Source organism: Nakamurella sp. GG22, assembly GCF_052976845.2.
In genome coordinates this window covers 25,632-45,333 of the sequence record NZ_JBRIIO020000007.1, presented here as the reverse complement: position 1 = coordinate 45,333, position 19,702 = coordinate 25,632, and the positions used below count along the sequence as shown (strand labels likewise).

13 protein-coding genes are annotated in these 19,702 nt (G+C 68.9%); 10 read left to right on the top strand and 3 right to left on the bottom strand.

Annotation, left to right across the window (positions count from 1 at the left end):
- The first annotated feature begins 39 nt into the window (after positions 1 to 39).
- The 3 genes from ACVBEQ_RS09695 (at position 40) to ACVBEQ_RS09685 (ending at position 5,152) form a co-directional block, all read left to right on the top strand.
- Positions 40 to 3,579: a LysM peptidoglycan-binding domain-containing protein gene (locus ACVBEQ_RS09695; protein ID WP_447152927.1), complete on the top strand. Its 3,540-nt coding sequence runs from the start codon at positions 40 to 42 to the stop codon at positions 3,577 to 3,579.
- 28 nt (positions 3,580 to 3,607) lie between these two features.
- Positions 3,608 to 4,249 (top strand): prepilin peptidase, encoded by a 642-nt coding sequence (locus tag ACVBEQ_RS09690; protein ID WP_447152926.1) that lies wholly within the window; start codon positions 3,608 to 3,610, stop codon positions 4,247 to 4,249.
- 105 nt (positions 4,250 to 4,354) lie between these two features.
- A complete protein-coding gene (locus ACVBEQ_RS09685; protein WP_447152925.1) occupies positions 4,355 to 5,152 on the top strand; it encodes a hypothetical protein in 798 nt (265 codons plus the stop codon).
- A 385-nt stretch (positions 5,153 to 5,537) separates the two neighbouring features.
- On the opposite strand, the gene ACVBEQ_RS09680 is transcribed toward ACVBEQ_RS09685, so the two are convergent.
- Complete coding sequence (locus tag ACVBEQ_RS09680; RefSeq protein WP_447152924.1) at positions 5,538 to 6,221, bottom strand: AbiV family abortive infection protein; 684 nt, start codon at positions 6,219 to 6,221, stop codon at positions 5,538 to 5,540.
- A 456-nt stretch (positions 6,222 to 6,677) separates the two neighbouring features.
- Between ACVBEQ_RS09680 and ACVBEQ_RS09675 the strand changes: the two genes are divergently transcribed.
- Positions 6,678 to 7,598, top strand: coding sequence for a hypothetical protein (locus tag ACVBEQ_RS09675; protein WP_447152923.1), 921 nt, complete (start codon positions 6,678 to 6,680; stop codon positions 7,596 to 7,598).
- Positions 7,599 to 7,685: 87 nt separating this feature from the next.
- Here the strand turns inward: ACVBEQ_RS09675 and ACVBEQ_RS09670 are convergent, their stop codons facing one another.
- Positions 7,686 to 7,943 (bottom strand): DNA-binding protein, encoded by a 258-nt coding sequence (locus tag ACVBEQ_RS09670; protein ID WP_447152922.1) that lies wholly within the window; start codon positions 7,941 to 7,943, stop codon positions 7,686 to 7,688.
- A gap of 119 nt (positions 7,944 to 8,062) precedes the next feature.
- Between ACVBEQ_RS09670 and ACVBEQ_RS09665 the strand changes: the two genes are divergently transcribed.
- The 5 genes from ACVBEQ_RS09665 to ACVBEQ_RS09645 all read left to right on the top strand — a co-directional run bounded on the left by ACVBEQ_RS09665 (position 8,063) and on the right by ACVBEQ_RS09645 (position 11,683).
- Positions 8,063 to 9,070 carry a DUF932 domain-containing protein gene (locus tag ACVBEQ_RS09665; protein WP_447152921.1) on the top strand — a complete coding sequence of 336 codons (1,008 nt, stop codon included), beginning with the start codon at positions 8,063 to 8,065 and terminating at the stop codon, positions 9,068 to 9,070.
- A gap of 83 nt (positions 9,071 to 9,153) precedes the next feature.
- Positions 9,154 to 9,414 (top strand): hypothetical protein, encoded by a 261-nt coding sequence (locus ACVBEQ_RS09660; RefSeq protein WP_447152920.1) that lies wholly within the window; start codon positions 9,154 to 9,156, stop codon positions 9,412 to 9,414.
- Between the two features lie 66 nt (positions 9,415 to 9,480).
- Entirely contained in the window at positions 9,481 to 10,233 is a 753-nt protein-coding gene (locus tag ACVBEQ_RS09655; RefSeq protein WP_447152919.1) for a hypothetical protein, read from the top strand.
- A 472-nt stretch (positions 10,234 to 10,705) separates the two neighbouring features.
- A complete protein-coding gene (locus ACVBEQ_RS09650) occupies positions 10,706 to 11,221 on the top strand; it encodes a hypothetical protein (RefSeq protein WP_447152918.1) in 516 nt (171 codons plus the stop codon).
- Between the two features lie 186 nt (positions 11,222 to 11,407).
- Positions 11,408 to 11,683 carry a hypothetical protein gene (locus tag ACVBEQ_RS09645; RefSeq protein WP_447152917.1) on the top strand — a complete coding sequence of 92 codons (276 nt, stop codon included), beginning with the start codon at positions 11,408 to 11,410 and terminating at the stop codon, positions 11,681 to 11,683.
- A 34-nt stretch (positions 11,684 to 11,717) separates the two neighbouring features.
- On the opposite strand, the gene ACVBEQ_RS09640 is transcribed toward ACVBEQ_RS09645, so the two are convergent.
- Positions 11,718 to 12,092 (bottom strand): hypothetical protein, encoded by a 375-nt coding sequence (locus tag ACVBEQ_RS09640; RefSeq protein ID WP_447152916.1) that lies wholly within the window; start codon positions 12,090 to 12,092, stop codon positions 11,718 to 11,720.
- Between the two features lie 143 nt (positions 12,093 to 12,235).
- Here ACVBEQ_RS09640 and mobF point away from each other — a divergent pair, with 143 nt between their 5' ends.
- Positions 12,236 to 19,360, top strand: coding sequence for a MobF family relaxase (mobF, locus tag ACVBEQ_RS09635; protein WP_447153083.1), 7,125 nt, complete (start codon positions 12,236 to 12,238; stop codon positions 19,358 to 19,360).
- The last annotated feature ends 342 nt before the right edge of the window (positions 19,361 to 19,702 follow it).

The following is a 19,702-nucleotide window of genomic DNA, read 5'->3' as shown; positions in this document are numbered from 1 at the left end:
AATGACAGATCAACCTTTCAAGAATTGGGGTGCCGTGTGATGCGAGCCTTCCGCGCCGGCGCATCGGTGGTCGCCTCCCTCGCTCTGCTGTTCGGGGTGCCCTGGCTGCTGTCGCGCACCATCGGGAACCCGCTGACCCGGGTGCCGGACCTGCTCGCCGGCGACGTCAACGACCACGTCGTGCTCGCCGCGCTCGCGGCCGCCCTGTACGTGGCGTGGGCGCAGTTCGCCGTCGCATTCGCGGTCGAGCTGATCTCCGCGGGCCGCCGAACACCGATGCCGCAGCGCATCCCCGGCGTCTTCGCCGGCCAACAGGGTTTGGCGCGGGCGTTGGTCAGCGGTGCCCTGCTGCTGCTCCCGATCACCGCGTCCACCGTCGTCCCGACCGCGCAGGCGATCGCAATGAGCCCCGCGCACCACCCGGTCCCGGCGGTGACCGAACCGGTGACCGAACCCGCCCACGGGACGGCCGGCGGCACGGTCGGGTCCGCCCCAGCACCGACACGGGAAGTCGTCCTCACCGGAGACGGTCCCCGCACCTGGTGGGACCTCGCCGCCACGCATCTCGGCGACGGCACTGCCTGGCGCGAACTGTGGGAACTCAACCAGTCTCGCGCCCAACCGGACGGCACCGTGCTGGCCACCGAGCGAACGGTTCTGCAACCCGGCTGGACCGTTGTCATCCCCGACACCACCACGGGTGACAACCCGGCAGCGGCGGCTGGTGCGAAGGGTGACCACGCCAGCCCACGTGTCGATGTGATGGTCCAGCCCGGGGACACCCTGTCGGGACTCGCCGCCAGCCACGGCATCACGGACTGGACCACCGTGTGGCCGGCCAACGCCGGACGGGAAGAACCCGACGGCGACCGGTTCACCGACCCCGACTACATCGAACCGGGCTGGACCGTCACCATCCCCACCGCCGCGCAGGGCGGTGACGGCGCGGGTGACAACACCATCCCGGTGACGGCGGGGGACACCTTGTCCCAACTCGCGGTGGACAACCACTTCCCGCTCGACGATCTCATTGCCGCGAACCTGGGCCGGATCCAACCCGACGGATCCACGCTTTCCGACCCGGACGACATCCGGCCCGGCTGGCAAATCCTGATCCCACCGGATGTCACCCACCCAGAACCGAGTACGAGTGAGCCACCTGCCGCGGTGCCGGAACCTGTCACACCGCCCTCGACTCCGCCAGTCGCGACACCCCAGCCGACCACGCCGTTGTCACCACGCCACCCGACCGGGTTGTCACCCGCCGACGCAGCCCTCTCGGCGTCACCCGGGCCAGCTCAGTCGGAGACCACACCGCCCGCGCAATCGCCGGTCGACAGCGGCAACAACTCCGGCACGCCGGCCACCGACACGGGCGATCCTGGGGTCGAGCAGGGTGCCGCGGCGCGATGGTTCACCGGCGGCGCTCTGCTCGCCGGGGGCGCCCTGCTGGCATTGATCCGGCACCGTCGCCGGCAGTTCCGGTACCGCTCACCGGGGCGCAGCATCACCCAGACACCCGCCGAGCTGCAGGACACCGAGCGTGCCCTGCTCACCGCCGGCGCCACCGGGATGGGCGACGTGAACTTCCTGGACCGGGCACTGCGCGGCCTCACCCGCGCCGCCGCCGCCGGCCACGGCGACCTCCCCGACGTCGTCGCGGCCCGACTGGGCAACCAATCGATTGACCTCATCCTCGCCGCGCCGAACCACACACCACCCGCCCCATGGCGGTCCGACGACACCGGCACCACCTGGACGCTCAACCGCGACGACCACGAGCACGAGGCTGAAGCTCGCGGCCGCGGAGAGGATGTCTATGCGCCGTACCCGACACTGGTCTCGGTCGGGCACACCGAGGCAGGGGAACAGTGGTTGCTGGACCTGGAACAGGTCGGGTATCTGGCGCTGACCGGGGATCAGGACCGGGGCATGGACCTGGCCCGGTTCATCGCGGCGGAATTGGCCCACAACGCGTGGTCGGACATGGTCGACGTCACCCTCGTCGGATTCGGCGCCGAGATGACCGCGCTGAACCCGGAACGGCTCACCCACTCCGACGATCTCCCGACGGCAACCGCCGCGGCGACCCGAGCCCTCGCCGACACTTTGCACGACTCGGGTGGCAGCAAGCGGTCCGTCCTCGACTCACGGACGCACCCGGCCGGCGGTGACGTGCCGACACCGCTGGTTATCCTGATCTCACCGACCGCCGCCCGCGCAGTGTCATCCAGCGCCTTGTGGGTGCTGGTCGACGAACTCAGCCACGCCCAACGCACGGCCGTCGCCGTCGTCGACGCCACGGGTGAGGCGACCGGGCCGAGCGACGACGCAGACACCGATTCCCGCACCGACCGCAGGTGGACGCTGCACGTCCATCCGGACGGCACCCTCGGTATCCCGGCCTTACAACTGCGGATCATGGCGCAACAATTGCCGGAGCGGGAAGCCGCCGACCTGGCCGCGCTGCTCGCGCTCGCTGCGGCGACCGACGACCACCCCATGCCCACCTCCAGAGGGGACCAGCCATGGGACGAGTACGCCGACGCCGCCGGCAACCCCCTACCGCAGCTGACCCGCCCGGACCCGGTACGCACCGACGTTGCCAATGGCCCTGAGGCTCTGGACCGAACGCCGCCTCCGGAATCGGCGTTGCCGCTGCCGCCTCGCGCCTACCTGGACCGCACCGCCGCCGACCAGGCCGACCTGGACACCCTCGCCCCACCGGTACCCCACAACGTGCGGGAACGGATCGAGTACAGCGACACCGACCTCGGTGTCGACCTGGCCGACTGGTACGACGACACCACCACCCGACCCAGGATCACCGTGCTAGGACCGATCCAGGTACGTGCACAAGGCGAACTACCGGCCGGGCACCCACGGCTCGCCTGGCACACCGAGGTCGTCACCTACCTGGCCACCCGACCCCGCGGCGCCACCGTCGAAGCCTTCGGCACCGCGCTCTGGCCGGACGACCCCGACATCGTCGACCGGCCCAAGCTTCGGAACTCCATCTATGTCGCCCGCAAATGGCTCGGCACCGACCCGACCACCGGACAGGAATACCTGCCGTCCAACACCCGCACCGGCGGCGGCACCTACCGCATCGTCGGCGGCCTGCTGGACGCCGAACTGTTCCGCAGACTCCGGCTCCGCGGCGTAAGCCGCGGCACCAGCGGCATCCCGGACCTACGGGCCGCGCTCGACCTTGTCACCGGGCCGCCGTTCGACCGGCAACGCCCCGGCGGCTACGGATGGCTGATCGATCCACCCCTCGACCACGAATACCTGGCGGGCATCGCCGACGTCGCGCACCTCCTCGCCACCCACCACCTCGCCACCGGAGAACCAGCACTCGCCCAGACCGCCGCAAACGTCGCGCTCACCGCCGGCAGCACCGCCGACACTGTCCTGCTCGACCTGGTCGCCGCCAGCGAAGCCCTCGGCAACACCGCGGAAGCCGACGCCTACGTGAAACGGATCATGGCCAACCACGACGCCGAAGTCGAAGAAGACCTGCCACCCAGGACCGCCGAGATCCTGCGACGTCGCCGCTGGCTTCCACCCGCCGCCTGACCAGCGGTTCACCGCAATGTCATGGGGCATGGCTCCGGTGCCCGTGGTCGCCGCGATTCTGGTCAGCCCACTGCTCGCGGCCTGGACCGTCGGCCTCACCATCGACCCGGACCTGGCTCGGGGACCGTGGTGGCGGCCCAGATCGGTGAGCGCGGCGCGGTTGGCCACTGTCGCGCTGGTCGTTGCGGTCCTGGCCGCTGCTGCCGCAGGGGGTGACCCAATCCTCGCGTGGTGGCTCTTCGCCACCGGCGGCGCCGTTTGCTGTGTCACCGACGCCCAGCAGCACTTGCTCCCGGCCCGACTGGTGTATCCGTTGGCCGTCGCCGTCTTGGCGATGCTGACGCTCACCGCGGCCGTCACGGGGCAACCGGACCACCTGGTGCGCGCGCTCCTCGCCGCGGCCGCCGTCGGCGCCGGGTGGTTCGCCGTCGCCTTCCTTGCCCCGTCTGCGCTGGGATTAGGTGATGTGCGGGTCGCCGCCCTCGCCGCCGGGCTGCTCGGCTGGACGAGCTGGTCGGGCGTCCTCACCGGACAACTGGCCGCATTCGGCCTCGCCGTCGTCACCGCCGGAATCCTCGCGATCGCCGATCGCCGCGTGCCTTATCGGGCGATGCAGATCCCGATGGGGCCCGCGCTGATCATCGGCGCGATCCTCGTCACCTGGCTGTAGTCATCGGAGATTCGCGTGGGTGACAACCGCGAAAGGACCCGGATCTGTTGTCACCCAAGGGGCGGGTGACGTAACGAAGGACAGTAAGTAGGACAACGCCCCGGAGTGTCGGCACCAACAGATCCCGACACCCCGAAAGGCAATGCCGTGTTCAACGATCCCGCCATCGCCGGAAGCTGGCCCATCCTTGTCGAACGACTCGACCGCTCCGGCCGCCCCGCCATTTGGGCAATCCAAGCCCCAGCCCTGACCGGCCTGCGCAGCGTCGGCGATTTACCCGCCCTGGTCGCGGAACACGCGCCCGCGGCCCGCGCGGACGAAATCATCGGAGCAATGGTCTCGCTGGCCGCCGCCGACGGCGCGGACGACCCCGACGCGTTGGTGGTGCTGCTCCACCTGCTCAGCGGCGGAATCCACGCCCTGGCCGCAAAACTCGCGCACCTCGCCGACAACATCCTGCCCCTTGTGGCCGGCGAGCTCACCTGCCGGATCCGGCGCTACCCCTGGCGGCGTCGGAACCGGGCCTACGCCAGAAACCTGCTGCTGGATACCAAACAAGTACTGCTCCGCGGCGAACTGCGAGCCGGCCTCCCCGGCCGACCGCAGGTAATCTCGGTCGACCCCCACGACCCCGCCTGGCGGCACCTCGACGCGACCGAACAGCAAGACGACGATCTGGACGTCGTCGACATGCTGCTATGGGCCGGTGGCCACGGCGTCGCACCGCTCCAGGACCTCCTCATGCTCCTCGACCTGGAACGCCGCCGCGGCTACGGCACCGCGACCCGCCACCGCGTCGCCGACGACCTCGGCATCAACGAACGGACCGTCCGCCGCCGCCGCGACCGCGCAATCGCCGCACTCCGTCAGGCCGCACCCACGTACCTGGCCTCGGTCGCCTGAATGCAACGTGGGCTGTGCTGAGTCCTTACCAGCTCTGACGAGATGTTGCTTGGGATCGGTGCAAGTAGCAGCAGGTCATCAAGGACGCTCTTCGTGGCACCTTCCGCCGAGGCAGAAGGCGCACCGAGCACTCAGGGTTTCCGTTACCGAGCCCACTAGTAAGGCGCCTTTTGTGTCATTGCTTGCGACGCTCATCCCGGGCAAAAGTGGCCCTAGCTGGCTATCCGGAGTTTTAAAGACCGGTAGGAAGGCGGCAAAGCTGAGTCGCGCGCCGCGGTAATTTGGATAGTAGACGACTCCATCGCGAGCAACCCTCCAAACCGACCCGGACGTTAGTGGATAGCTTGGCAATTTAGGCCTAAAACCTAGTCACACATTAGCTATGTTAGCCCTGCCTGTTGAGCCAGTCGGCGAACTCTTGAGGATGCGAGTACGGCATTAGTGCCATCTGGAGGTCGTGCGTCGAGTCGAACTTATTCTCTGGGAGGCGCTGCATGCGCGAGTTGTCGGTAATAAGCAGCATCTCTGCAACCCCAGCTGTGCGGACTATCTCTGCCCTGATATCCTCAATGGTTACGTCCTGTGGTGGGTTAACGCTTTCACCGTCCCGGTCGACATAGAAGCCTGCCTGCTTGCGTCTATTAAGTCCCTTTGCATAGGTGTCTTCAGCATCAATTCTATCGGATACATACTGCTGCATGTCCATGGTGTTAGGGTCGAAGTCGTACGAGGTACAGTCACCCCAGAACGGGTCCAGTTCCGCATCGGCCTGAAGCGAAGCGATTATCTTGGGATGGTGCCACCGCTCCATCTTGAGGAATTGCTCATCGAGCTCAATAACGTCTAGACCGTCCGACCAGGCGCGTTGCGACCGTATGTACAGCTCATTCGCCTTTCCAGCCTCCTCTTGGGCGAGGATGAGCAGCGAGCGCGAAAGTGATGGCGACTCCTCTGCAAGCGTGTCTGCACTGTCTACGAGGGATACGACGTTGGTCATCAGCGCGCGCCAGTATTTTCGGGCGGCGGTCGCGCTTATGGTTTCTGCTTGCGGGTTCTTCGCCTTCACCATCGCCATACCCTACACAACCGGTTCAGTACGGCCCATTGTTGGCCTTGGCGAATCGTCTCCCAAGGCCTGTTACAACCATCCAATTATACTTCGCAACCGGCCGCCTGGTCATGTTCAGGGTCCGACATGCGAACCACGGTCGCAAAGGCAGTGACTGGACTCTCTGTCAAGGGGGAATTGGTCAAGGGCAATCTGTGATCGCCCCCGGTCGTGAATAATTGCTCGCACGCTGTGCGCAGCCGGCCGGTTTGTTGCCGTCTTGGCGTGTTCTGAGGGTTCGGTGTCGGTGCTCCCGGGCAGAATTGCATGTATGCCAGTTGGCTCCGAGGTCGTCGTCCGGCGGCGCGGTCAAGTCGGTCTGCTGCGCTGCCCGAACGCGGCCATCGGAGGCATCGGTCGACCGCCGCGTGGTTGGTATCGCTCAGGAGCGACCTGTCCCAGAGTGCGGGGATGGACGTGAGGACACCACAGGATCTCGATGAGTGGAGCCTGGCCGGGCTGACCCGCGAACAAGGCTTCGCACGGTGGTCTGCCCTGTTCGTCGGTACGCCCTCGGCGTCACAGATGATTCTGCGGACCAGTTGGGGATGGCTGGAATGGGCGGCAGCAGATCCTGAAACCGCACAGGTGGCCCGGCTGGCCGGGCGGATACCGCCGCCGGTATTGGTCGCCGTCGCCGTCCGTGACCCCGATTCACGGGTGGGAAGGCCCTGGCCAGCGGGCACCGCTGATCCGGTTACGACCAGCACCTGGGGTGCGATGGCGGGTCTGATCGGTGGCGGAGTCGCGGGCGTCTGGTGGTGGGGCGTGCAAGTGCTAACGCTCGTCCTGGCGGTGGCCGTCGCGGCGGGAGCCGCTGGCATGACGGCGTTGTGGCACTCCTGGACGGCGTCGAGACGGCCGGCCTTCCGGATCCTGACCGAGCGGGACAGCGCGGTCGTCGATGTGTTCGCTGGAGCAAAGGTTCTGACTTGGGCTACCGATCAGATCCGCATCCATGAGGCCGCGCTCCCTCAACAGGCAACAGTGGATGGAGCGAAGTCGGCCGGCTGTCCGCCGGAGTTCGGTGAAGCCATCGACGAACTCCACCATGCGCTGTGGGCCCTGGCGACAGGTCGGGCTGATGACCCGCCCGGCACGATCGCCGCGATGACCGATTACGCCCGGCTGGTCCTGCAGCTGCTGGACGCCCGCGAACAGGTCCAGCGGGCCAGCACTGTCCGGGTCGCACCGCCGGCCGACCGCTCCACGGTGAGAGAGCCTGCCGTGGAGCGTCTCCGGGAGGCCGCCAAACGGCTCGAGGATGCGATCGAGGGTCAACGCCATGCCGCCACCGTGGTGGGTGACGTCAACCGGCGGTTCGACGAACCCGGGTGACAACCCGCCCGGCGCCAGGTGTTCCGAGCTCGCATCGGTTGTTACCCACGTCGTCTGGAACAGCCGCTCAACCGGACTCTTCATGCATTACGGCCGTGACTTGTCACCGTCGGCATCGACGGAAGAACCACCGAGCTCGGCGAGATTGAGCGTCCGACCTGTCTTCTCGGCCCAGGCGATGACATCGTCGAGCGCCCAGATCTTGCCGACGCTCAGCTCGTCGAGCGGCGCTGGGAAGTCGGGGCGTTCGGCGATCTGAATTGTGCGCGTCGCGCTCACTCCGAACAGCCGGCGTAGTTCGCCGCGGCCAACCAGTCGAAGCCGAGTCATCCGTGCAGTGTCCATGCCAACACTGTATTCGGACAACCTTTCTCCCTATGCACTGTCGACAAATACAGTGTCTACAAATACACTGTATCTACGCACAGAGGCCAGGCGGTCTGGTCAAGCGGGAAGGGGTTGTCATGGCTCACGATCTGGAAACCTGGGGCGCCGGACGGTCTGCGTCGTTCGTGTCAGCCCGCCAGCACGCATGGCACCGGTTGGGCACGGTGTTGCCGGCGGAGTTCACCGCGGCGGACGCGATGCGGCACGCGAAGCTGGGCGGCTGGAATGTCCGGACCCAGCCGTTGCAAACGACGCCGATGCTGTCCGCCGACGGAGTGGATGTGCTGTCGGTGCCGGAGCATTTCGCGACGGTGCGGACGAACCCGGTGACGGGGCGGCCGGATGTGCTCGGCGTGGTCGGTCGCGGATACACCCCGATCCAGAACGAAGAACACGCCGACTTGCTCGACGCCCTGGTGGACGAGTCCGGGGCGCATTTCGAGACCGCCGGCTCCATCAAGGGCGGCCGTCAAGTCTTCCTGACCATGAAGCTGCCGGACACCATGCTGATCGGCGGCATCGACGCGGTCGACCTGTACATCGTGGCGTGCAACTCCCACGACGGAACGAGTGCGTTCCGGTTGCTGATCTCACCGGTGCGGGTGGTGTGCGCGAACACCCAGGCCCTTGCGATCCGGTCGGCGCAGTCCTCATTCTCGATACGGCACACCTCCGGCGCCCGCGGCTACATCGGGCAGGCCCGGGAAGCCCTCGGGTTGACGTTCAAATTCGCCGAGGCGTTCCAGGCCGAGGCCGACCGGATGATCGAACAGGCCATCACCGACGAACAGTTCCGCGGCATAGTCACCCAACTGTGGGCCACCGACAGCACGTCGGAGCGGTCGAAGACGATCACCCGGAACAGGCAGGCCGCGCTGACCGGCCTGCTGCACTCCTCGGAGACGAACACCGCGATCCGGGGGACCCAATGGGCCGCCTACCAGGCGATCACCGAATACACCGACCACGTCGCGCCCATCGGTGACAAGCGGAACCCGGCGCTGGCCCGCGCCGAACGGGTCGTCACCAGCACCGGTGTGCAGCAGCTCAAGACCCGCGCGTTCGACCTCATCGCAGCGCTCTGAACCCAAGCTGGCGGGCCGGGGGATCGCACCCTCCGGCCCGCCCGGGCGGCAAGTCCTCAAACCTCAAGGAAGCAGCGACGGCCATGCCCACCCCCCACCCGGTCCCGCCCGCAGCACCCCGTGCCGTGCTGGCCACCGCCCGGCGGATCGCCGAGGCCCGCCTGCGTTACGGCTACTTCCGGCCGATCAACGCGGCGACCGCGCCCTACGTGTACTGCCCGCAACAGCACAAGGTCGAGGCCACCGTGCCCGCCGGTGCGAGCGCCGCGCAGGTCAGCAAGGCGCTGCGGGTCGCGCTGACCAACCACCTGATCGACAACAGCGAGGCCCCGGCCGGCCGATAACACCTGCGCGACAGGCACTCCGAACGCCACAGCAGCCCGTCACCCGCGAGAGAAGGAGTCATCGCCATGCCCACCCACCACCCGGATCCGCGTCCCCCGTCGTGCCGTAACGGCGCCTCCCGGCCAGCTGGTGTGCTGCCCTACACCCGGGCCGACGCGATCACCGACGCCCTGCTGTTCGAGGTCCCGGCCCGGCTGTCCCGACTGTTCCGGTTCACCTACCCGGTCGCCGTGACCGCGCAAGCCTGGTTCGACGCCGTGCACTGGGATCACGCCGCGGAGCGCGGCAAGCCCAGGCCGACGGGGGAGACTGAGGCGGGCCGGATCACCGAGGTGTTGTGGGCGGCCCGGCAAGCGGTGTCCACCTGCCCGACCGGGTCACATGACATTCCGTTCACGGTGCACCGGGTGCCACCGACCGGGCCGGTCACCCGCACCACCCGGCTCACCCTGCAGATCAGCATCCACCAGGGCGACCACGGGGAAACCGTCGCCACCATCGGCCATCACCCCGCCCCGATCGCCGGCCGGTTCCACCTCCCCGACACCGCCGAGATCCGTTGGCCGGCGGCAGCGTTCGATCACGACCCGCAGGGGCGGGTTCATCCCGTGGTCACCGCCGACACCCTGGACGCCGTCCTGGCCGCCGTCACTCAAATTGCCGGGCTCTGCGTGAGCGACGTCAGCCCCGGGTTGGACGAGGACCTGCACGTCTTCTGCACAGACGGCTCGACGGTCACGCTGAGGCCCGACGAGGCCGGCCGGTACCACCTACGAGCTCTCCGGTTGCCCTTCGCCTGCGAACCCAACCCGGCCTGACCCACTCCCGCGGTGGGAGAGGTGTTGACCGCCAGCGCCTCTCCCACCGCCGCACCCGGGAAGACCACCGTGGCATTGCGATTGCGCTGGCGAAAGCGACCCCCCGGGGAGTAGCACCCGCCCGCAGGCCTGTGGTCAACGCAGGGCCCGCGACCACGCTGACCGCCGACCGCCCAGGAAGGCAGGGGTCGCTATGCGCCGGCGGCCGTGGTTCCCGAGGTGGGAGTGGTCACCTTGGGGAGCGTCCGTCTGAGTGGTGGCAATGGTGCGGGGGTGGGGGCCCCGGCCCGTCAAGGGACGCGCTGCCGGGCCGCCGATCCGCCTGGGCCGACCCCACCCCACAGGGGACCCCGAGGTCGACACCACCCGGACCAGCACCCCGGCACCGCTCAAGCCCTTGACCGGCCACCCGCACCCCCGCGCTGCCCCCACGCCTCAGCCGAACGCGCAGAGGCAGAGAGGGCGACTCACCATGACCGCCAAGCGAGAACAGTTCATCCCCGGCGTATACCGGCAGCACATCCTGGCCGGAGTCATCATCGCCGGCAAGCAACCCATCGCGATCGATTCGCACGGCGGCGGCACCGGCGCCGAGGGCAGCCACCTGACCGCCACCTTCGGGCAGCAGCTGATGATCACCCTGTACGACATGGCAGCCGCGACCGTCTACAGCCAGGCCTGGCTCGCCGACGAGCACCAGTGGATCTTCAACGGCCTCCCGGCCGAGATCCCGACCATCCACGGGCACGGCAGCATGGGACCGGCGCTCAGCGTCCGCGCGCACGGCGACGACGACCGCAAAGCCCGGTACGACTCGGTGTCACGCACCGCGATCGTCCGGGTCGGGTCAATGACATGGACCGTCCAGGACCGGGCAGCGGCCGACTCGATGCGCGAGGCGTGGCAGTACATCGCCGAGCTGGCCCCGCTGATCCTGGACCGGCAGGCACCCGCCCGCACCCGCCGGAACCGCCCCAGCCGCCGCTGACCAGGCGCCCGTACCCGCCGGCCCCCGTTGTGGGGGTCGGCGGCCCACCGCAACCTTTAGCGCCGAGACGGGCTGTCCACATCAAGAAATCCATCCACATCGTGGCGGCAGGCTCGACCGCGCCAGGACGAAGGGGCCACCGTCAGAAACGACACCCCGCGACGCCCGACGACAGGACCCCAGCCCATGTACACCGTCACCACCACCCCCGACGGCGAGGTCGATACCGCCGACGGGATACCGGCTGCCCTCGCCGCGCTGGCCGCTCAACTCACTGCCCAACTGCCCCATGGTCCGGTCGCCTGGAAGATCACCGACCCGACCGGCACCGACCATCGCGGCTGCAACACACTCAACGGCCGGCTGGATCTGCTCACCAGCGCCGTCGATGAACTCCTCGACGACCTCTACAGCCAACTGCACCGATCCGGCGACGGCGGACCACACGCCGCGCGTCACTAACAGCGGAAGTCGTTGCGCGCCAGATCCGATCAGCTCATGGCCCACCCGCCGGCCGCGCCGGCGGCTGTCCGGTATGACTCGTGCGGAGGATCCGCCGGACCTCGGTCGCCGGCAGCCCGACGAGTTCGGCGACCTTGACCACTGTCAGTCCTTCGGCGGCCGCCCGCCGCACCGCTGCGTCCCGCACAGTCACCGCGGTCGAGACCTCGTCGTGTTCCACGGCCCGCGCGGCTGCGACGGCCAGCGCTGCGCGTTCCCGCGCCGCGTCGATGGCCTCTTGCGCCCGGTGTACGTCAGCCGCCGCCGCAGTCAACCGCAAGTCCCGGGCAGCCTGCTCGGCGCCCGCCTCGACCGCACGTTGCCGCGTCCGTACCCGTCCTGCCAGGGCCGCGCTTGCCGCCTTGCCCACCCCGCACCTCCGGTCCGTCGGCCCCCGATCCGGTCAGGGCCGACCCTACCGCGCCACAGCAATGTGAGCCCGTGCCGTCAGCCTGCTCACACCTCATGCACTGAGGTAACGATGTGATCACGAGGGGTACGATCTGTCAGGTGATGACGCTGCACAAGCTGAGCGCTGGGGACGGGTACACGTACCTGACCCGGCAGGTCGCGGCAGCGGATTCCACCGAACGCGGCTACTCCTCGCTCGGTGACTATTACGCCGCGAAAGGCGAGTCACCGGGGCGGTGGGACGGGCGGGGTTTGGAATCCCTTGGTACCGCTGGGGTGGTCACCGAGCAGCAGATGCGGAACCTGTTCGGGATGGGCATACACCCGGACGCCCAGCGGATCCAGGCCGGTCTCGTCGCCGAGGGGTGGTCGGTCCCCGCGGCCGCCGCCGCCGCCCGATTGGGCGCGGCGTTCCCCGTCTACGACGGCCCCGTCGAATGGCACCAATGGCTCGCCCAGGCCTACGCGGAATGGAACACCCAACGCGGGCTGCCGGAGCGAGCGCGGATCGCCGAGGAGGACCGGGCTCGGATCCGCACCTACCTCGCCCGGGCGGTGTTCGTCGAGAAGCACCACCGGGACCCGGACACCGACCAGGAACTGACCGGGTTCCTCCGCCGGATCTCTCGGCCGGCGCGGTCGGCGGTGGCCGGGTTCGACCTGACGTTCTCCCCGGTGAAGTCGGTGTCCACGCTGTGGGCGGTCGCCCCCCGTGAGATCTCGGAACGGATCGCGGCCGCGCACACCGCTGCCGTCTCGGCGACGCTGGCTTGGTTGGAGAAGGAGGTCGGGTACACCAGGGTCGGCACGGGCGGCCCCGCGCAGGTGGACACCCGCGGCCTGGTGATGGCCCGGTTCACCCACCGGGATTCCCGGGCCGGTGACCCCGACCTGCACACCCACGTTGCGGTGTCGAACAAGGTCCAGACCCTGGACGGGCGGTGGCTCGCCCTGGACGCCCGCATGCTGTACCGGTTCAACGTCGCCGGCTCCGAGTACTACAACACCGCCCTGGAAGCGGAACTCACCACCGCCCTCGGCGTCACCTTCAGCGAACGGCCTGACGACTCCGGGAAGCGGCCGGTGCGGGAGATCACCGGCGTCGACCCCCGACTCAACCAAGAGTGGTCCAGCCGGGCGGCCGCGATCACCAGGTCCACCAGCGAACTCCAAAACCGGTTCCTGGCTGACCACGGCCGGGTCCCAACCACCGTGGAGATGATCTCGCTGCGGCAGCGGGCCAACCTGTCCACCCGGCAGGCGAAACACGAACCCCGCTCGCTGAACGAGCAACGCGCCACCTGGCACGACCAAGCCGTCCACGTCCTCGGTGGTGACCGTGCACTGAACGACATGATCGCCACCGTCCTCACCGCGGACGCGAAACCGGCTGCGGTGGTGGATGGGTCGTTGTTGGAGGACCTCACCACCCGGACCGTGCAGACGGTGGCTGCGCATCGGGCGCAGTGGCGGGAATCCAACGTGCACGCCGAGGCGCTGCGGGTGGTCCGCGGCCGGTTCACCGACCCCGGTCAGGCGCTGCGGGTCGCGGAGGCGATCACCCGCCGGTCCGTCGCAGGGGACCACGCTGTGCCGATCGGGATGGACACCGAGATCACCGCGACCCGGCCTACCGAGCTCTCCCGGGCGGATGGTCAGTCCGTGTACCGGGTGGCGAAGGCCCAGCTCTACACCTCACCGGCGGTGTTGGCCGCGGAGGCGAGGATCGTCACCGCCGCCGGCCGCACCGACGGACGCCGGGTCCGGGCCGCGGATGTCGAGTTGGCGGAGCTGGAATGGTCCGCCAACACCGGCGGCCGAGTGTTGAACACCGGTCAGGCCGCGATGGTGAGGGACATCGCCACCAGCGGCCGCCGGGTGCAGCTGGCGTTGGCACCCGCCGGAACCGGGAAGACCACCGTGATGGGGGTCCTCGCCGCCGCCTGGCGCAACGGCGGCGGCACCGTCGTCGGTTTGGCGCCGCAGGCCAGCGCCGCGCAGGAACTCAGCGCCGCCATCCCCGGGGTGCCGGCTGACACCCTCGACAAACTCGTCCACGACCTCACCACCCTCACCCCCGACCGGTGGCAGCCGTGGATGACCGCCATCGACAACACCAGCTTGGTGATCGTCGACGAGGCCGGGTTGGCGTCCACCCCGAAACTGGACACCGCCATCGCGTTCGTCCTCGGCCGGGGTGGGCGGGTGCTTTTGGTGGGGGACGACCGGCAACGCGCCGCGTCCGGGGCGGGCGGGTTGCTGCGGGACATCGAAACCACTCATGGCGCAGTGACATTGACCGAGGTGATGCGGTTCACCGACCCCACCGAGGGACAGGCCAGCCTCGCGCTCCGTGCCGGTGACCCCTCCGCAATCGGGCTCTACGCCGACCGGTCAAGGGTGCACGCGGTCACCACCGACACTGCCGCCGACGCCGTCTACCAAGGCTGGGCGGCCGACACCGCGGACGGTGTCGACTCGGTGATGATCGCCCCGACCCTGGAGATGGTCGCCGACCTCAACGCGCGCGCCCGCACCGACCGCATCGCAGCGGCGGGTGGGGTGACCGGGCCGGAGCTGGTGCTGCCGAACGGGGAACGGGTCAGCGCCGGGGACACCGTGATCACGAAACGGAACAAGCGGACGCTGTCAATGGGCGGCACCGACTTCGTCCGGAACAACTATCGGTGGACCGTCCGGCAGGTCAACGCGGACGGGTCGTTGCTGGCCACCGAGATCACCCGCGGGGTGACCCGGGTGCTCCCATCCTGGTACGTCACGGGCGGGTTCCTGCGGCTCGGGTACGCCTACACCCACGCCTCCGTTCAGGGCATGACCGTCGGCACCGCCCACTCCCAGAAGGGCACCGCGCACACCGTTGTCACCGACCGGATGACCCGGCAGGACCTCTACCCGACTCTCACCAGGGCGACGGACGGCACCCACGCCTACGTCATCCTCGGCGGCGAAGGCGACCCGCACGAGGTCATCACACCCGACGCCATCCAACCCCCCACCGCGATCGAGGTCCTCACCGCGGTGATCGGGCGGGATGGCGCGGCCCGTTCGGCGACCACCGAGATCCGCGACGCTCAAGATCCGGGCCTGCGGGTCGGACACGCCGCGGCCGCCTACGTGCACGCCCTCACCGTGGGTGCGATGACCGTTCTGGGGAAGGACCGGGTTCAGGCCATCACCGCCGGGGCGGAGGCGGCGGTGCCGGGGGTCACCGGCGCGCCGGCGTGGGAGACGCTGCTCGGGCACCTCGCCGTTCTCGCCCTCGACGGGCACGACCCCACCGCGAGGCTGGCGGCCGCCGCGGCGGAGCGGGAACTGGACACCGCAATGGATCTGGCCGCGGTGCTGGACTACCGGCTCGATCTCACCGGGAATCACTCGCAACGTTCCGGGCCGCTCCCGTGGGTCCCGGATGTTCCGGAGGCGTTGACGCAGACCCCGGTGTGGGCAACGTATCTCGCCGCCCGCGCCCAACTGGTGACCGACCTTGTCACGGAACTCGCCGGGCAGGTGCGTGGGTGGACCCGGTTGGACGCCCCCGGGTGGGCGGTCCCGTACCTCCTGCACCGGGACCTGCTGGTGGACCTGGCGGTGTGGCGGGCAGTCAACTCGGTCAGCGTGGAAGATCTGCGGCCGGCGGGGGAGCGGCCCCGGCGGATCGCGCTGCGGCAGTACCACGACGACCTGGTCGAATGGTGCCTGACGGTGGCCGGGGGCCGGGACGACGGCGCCGACCGTTGGCTGGACGTTCTGGCCGGGCACGGCGCGGACATTGACGCCGTCACCGAGGACGAATTTTGGCCGGTGCTCGTCGGGCGGCTCAACCTCGCCGAAACCGCCGGGCTGCCGGTCCGGAACCTCCTGGGGGCGGCCGCTCGGCGTGGTCCGCTGCCGGTGGAGCAAACCGCCGCCGCGCTGTGGTGGCGGCTCGCCCCGCACCTCGGCTCCGTCACCACCGACGAGGCCGCCGGCGCGGGTCCGACGTTGCGGCCCACCTGGACCATGACCCTCACCGACATTCTGGGGGAGCGGGTGGCGGAACGGATCGTCACCGACCGGCTCTGGCCCACCCTGGTCGCCCGGGTCGACGCCGCAGTCCGCGCCGGGCACGACCCCGCGAAACTCGTCGCCGACGCCGCAAGGATGTTCGCCGCCACGCTCGACACGGTGCCCGAACACCAGTGGGCCACCGTGCTGCTCTGGCACCTCGCCATCCTCACCGACCTCGCCCCCGTCGAAGACGACGACGCGGCGCACCCGGACCCGGCCGACGCCGACTGGCAACCACCCACCGACCTCCACAGGCAATCGACGGCCGCGACTGAAGCCCCGGGTCCCGATGTGCATCTCGCAGTTGACGAGGACCTGGCCCCTGCGACTGATCTCGAGGCTCCGGCCGAGACCGATGCGGTGCCACCGGACTCCCTCGATGAGAGTGCCGCAGGCGAGGGTGCCGAACCGGCAGTCGACGAAAACAGGGTTCTAGCAGCCCTTTCCGCGGCGGCCGCGTTCTACGCTGCCTCGGGGCCCCGGTCATGGGTCCCTGAATACCTCGCCGGTCGGGGCCTACCGGCCACGGCCGCTGGCTTTGCGCCCGCAACGTGGACCGCCCTTGTCGACCACCTGCGTCATGCCGGGTACACGGACCCGGAGATCCTCGCCGCCGGGCTGGCCCGGCACTCCAGCGGAGGCGGCCTCATCGACTTCTTCCACAACCGAGCCGTCGTGCCCATCACCCGACCAGAAGACGGTGCGGTGGTCGCGTTCATCGGCCGCAAACACCCCGATGACACCAACGACCGAAACCCGAAATACCTGAACAGCCCCACCACCATGCTCTTCCGGAAGTCCGATCTGCCCTTCGGGCTCACCCCGCGGCAGGTCGACCTGTTGCGGGCGGGCGCGGACCTGGTGATCGTCGAAGGACCGATGGACGCGATCGCCGTCAATGTCGCGCGGCCGGACATGGTCGCCGTCGCGCCACTCGGCACCGCGCTCACCGCCGGCCAGCTCGCTACCCTGGACCGGGTCTCCCCGCTCACCGACCGCCGCGTCCTGCTTTTGCTGGACGACGACAAGGCCGGCCAGGCAGCAAGTGTCAGAGCGTGGCGGGCCTTGGTCGACGCGGGCGTCGCCGATGCCGAGATGATCACCCTCGGCGAGGGAAAGGATCCCGCGGAATTACTCGCCACCCGCGGACCCGACACCCTCGCCGCCGCTCTCGACAGGCGCTATCCGCTGACCGACCTCGTCGTCGACGAGATCACCCACCGATGGACCGACGGCAACGACTTCGTCGAACACCGCATCAACGCTCTCCGCGAGGCCGCCCACCTGCTCGGCACCGTGCCCCCGGCGGAGCAGACCCGACAGGCCAGCCGCCTCGCCGAACACCTCCACCTGGACTACCTCACCGTCATCGACGCCATCCTCGACAACACCCCACCCGACCCCGAAGCCGCCGCACCCGACCCCACCGACCCCCTCGGACTGCCCAAGCGGCCAACCCTGTCGACCGATCCGCAACCCTGGCCCGAACTCGGTCGTAACCGTTCCGAGGCCGCCGATCGGTGGCGGGAGGAGCAGACCCGCCAAGCCCGGAGCAACACCGTCGCGGCGATGCTCGTGGACGCCTGGGCCGATCACGCCGACCTCGCCCATCGAGTGGCGAACGCCGCCGCGATGGCGGACCTCGCCTTCCGCATCGAACAACTGCGGCAGGACGGCGTGGACCTGCGTCAGGTTCTTGCTGACCTCCCGGTGGCGGACCTGGAGGTCGTCGACGACCCCGCGGCGTATGCCGCAGACCTGTTTGATCCAGCCGAGACGCGGACCGCTCAGGATATTGACGAGCGGGACCTGAGCCGGGTCGCCGACCTGATCACCCAGAACTGGCATGACACAGCCGATCTGGCCCGACAGATCATCGAGGACCCCCGGTTCCCTCCGACCGTCCTCGCGGTCACCGCCGCCGAGAACCAGGGCATGGACATCACGCACCTCCTGGCGGAGGTTCCACGCCACACCGTCGCAGCGGTACAGGAGAAGGCCAGATACGCGGCCCACGCCATTCGCGTCGCCGCTGCCGACCGCGCACGGCCCGATCCGGGCGCGGAACCCCACGCAACCGACAATCCGACATGGCATCTCGACGGCGCGGCCGACGTCCTGCGCAACGCCTGGCGGGGGCACCGGGACGTGGCCGAGAAGCTCATCACCGGCCAGGGATTCGACGTCCTCGCCGACCGGATGGCCCACGCCCAACAGGCCGGGCTCGACGCCGGTGCCCTGCTGGAAACCATCGACCCCGACAAGATTGCCGCAGCCGACGTGCCCTCATCCGCGGGGATCACCGCCGCCGCGCTCACCCGGGCCGCCGCAGAAGCCCAGATCCCGGCCTGGACGGACCGCGAATATGGCCACTTCACCGACGAAACCCTCGCTGACGAACTCGCCCTTGCCCGCCTGCGACTCGAAACCGACATCGCCGAACACGCCGCAGCAGTCCAGGAGGCCACGAGACTGGCCGAAGAAGCCGCAGCGGGCCGCGGACCCGCCGTCACGCGGGTCGAACACGAACTCGCGGATCTGCGCAGCATCGGTGCAGATCTCGCCAAACACAGCGCCCTCGAGGGCGAATGGCGCCACGCCATCCAAGCCGCCCGCGCTGCAGCTAACGGGGCCGCGCTCGCCGAGCAGGACCGCAATCAATTGCACCCTCGCGCCCGGCGGCATCGCGCCGAACTCGACGCGCACATGAATGACCTACGCCAACAAGAGGCGAAGGCGATCGAAGCCGCTGCCACCGCCGCGGACCTCGCCAAGGCATTGACGCGTGTGCCCATCGATCCAATCGAACGAGAACAGGTCGCTGAACGCATCACCACCGCTGACAATCAACACAAGCACAACCGAGAAGTCGCTCTAGCCAGAGACATCCAGTCGGCACACAGCCTCGCTGAACGAGTCGCCGGTCAGAACCCCGAGCGGATCCATGTCGACAAACTCGACGCCGAAATTCGGGCTCGCGCCCAACTCAGCCCCCATCGCCGACAACAAGAAAGCCTTGGGCGTCACGAGCCAGCAGCGGCCTCAGAAAGCTTCACCGGTGTCCGTGGGATTCCGGAAGCCCAACATCAACTTCACTACGTCCCGCCGACACCCACCGACCCGCCTCTAACTCCACCGGCGATTCAGCAGACCCTATGACCCGGACGCAACGCGGCTGGCGGCAACCGACGGACGAGGCTGGCGGACTTCCGCACGTCTCGAATGCCGCGCGCTCTCGGAGCCGCACACCACACCGACCGACCGATACCGGAGCTGCACTACCAAACTCCTGACCTGCACCGCCGCTGGACGGCGGTGTTCGGGGGGATGACAACAAGTGCCACCGGGCAAGAAGATTCCGGAAGTAGTTGCCCACGTGGACCGCGGACTCGCTCCAGTTCGAAGTGAATCCTGCGCAAACCGTTCCGGCCTCTCGCATAGCTTCGAAGTGCAGACCAACCAAGGCGGCTCGGCGTCCGGTGCAGCCATCCAGCCTCTTGC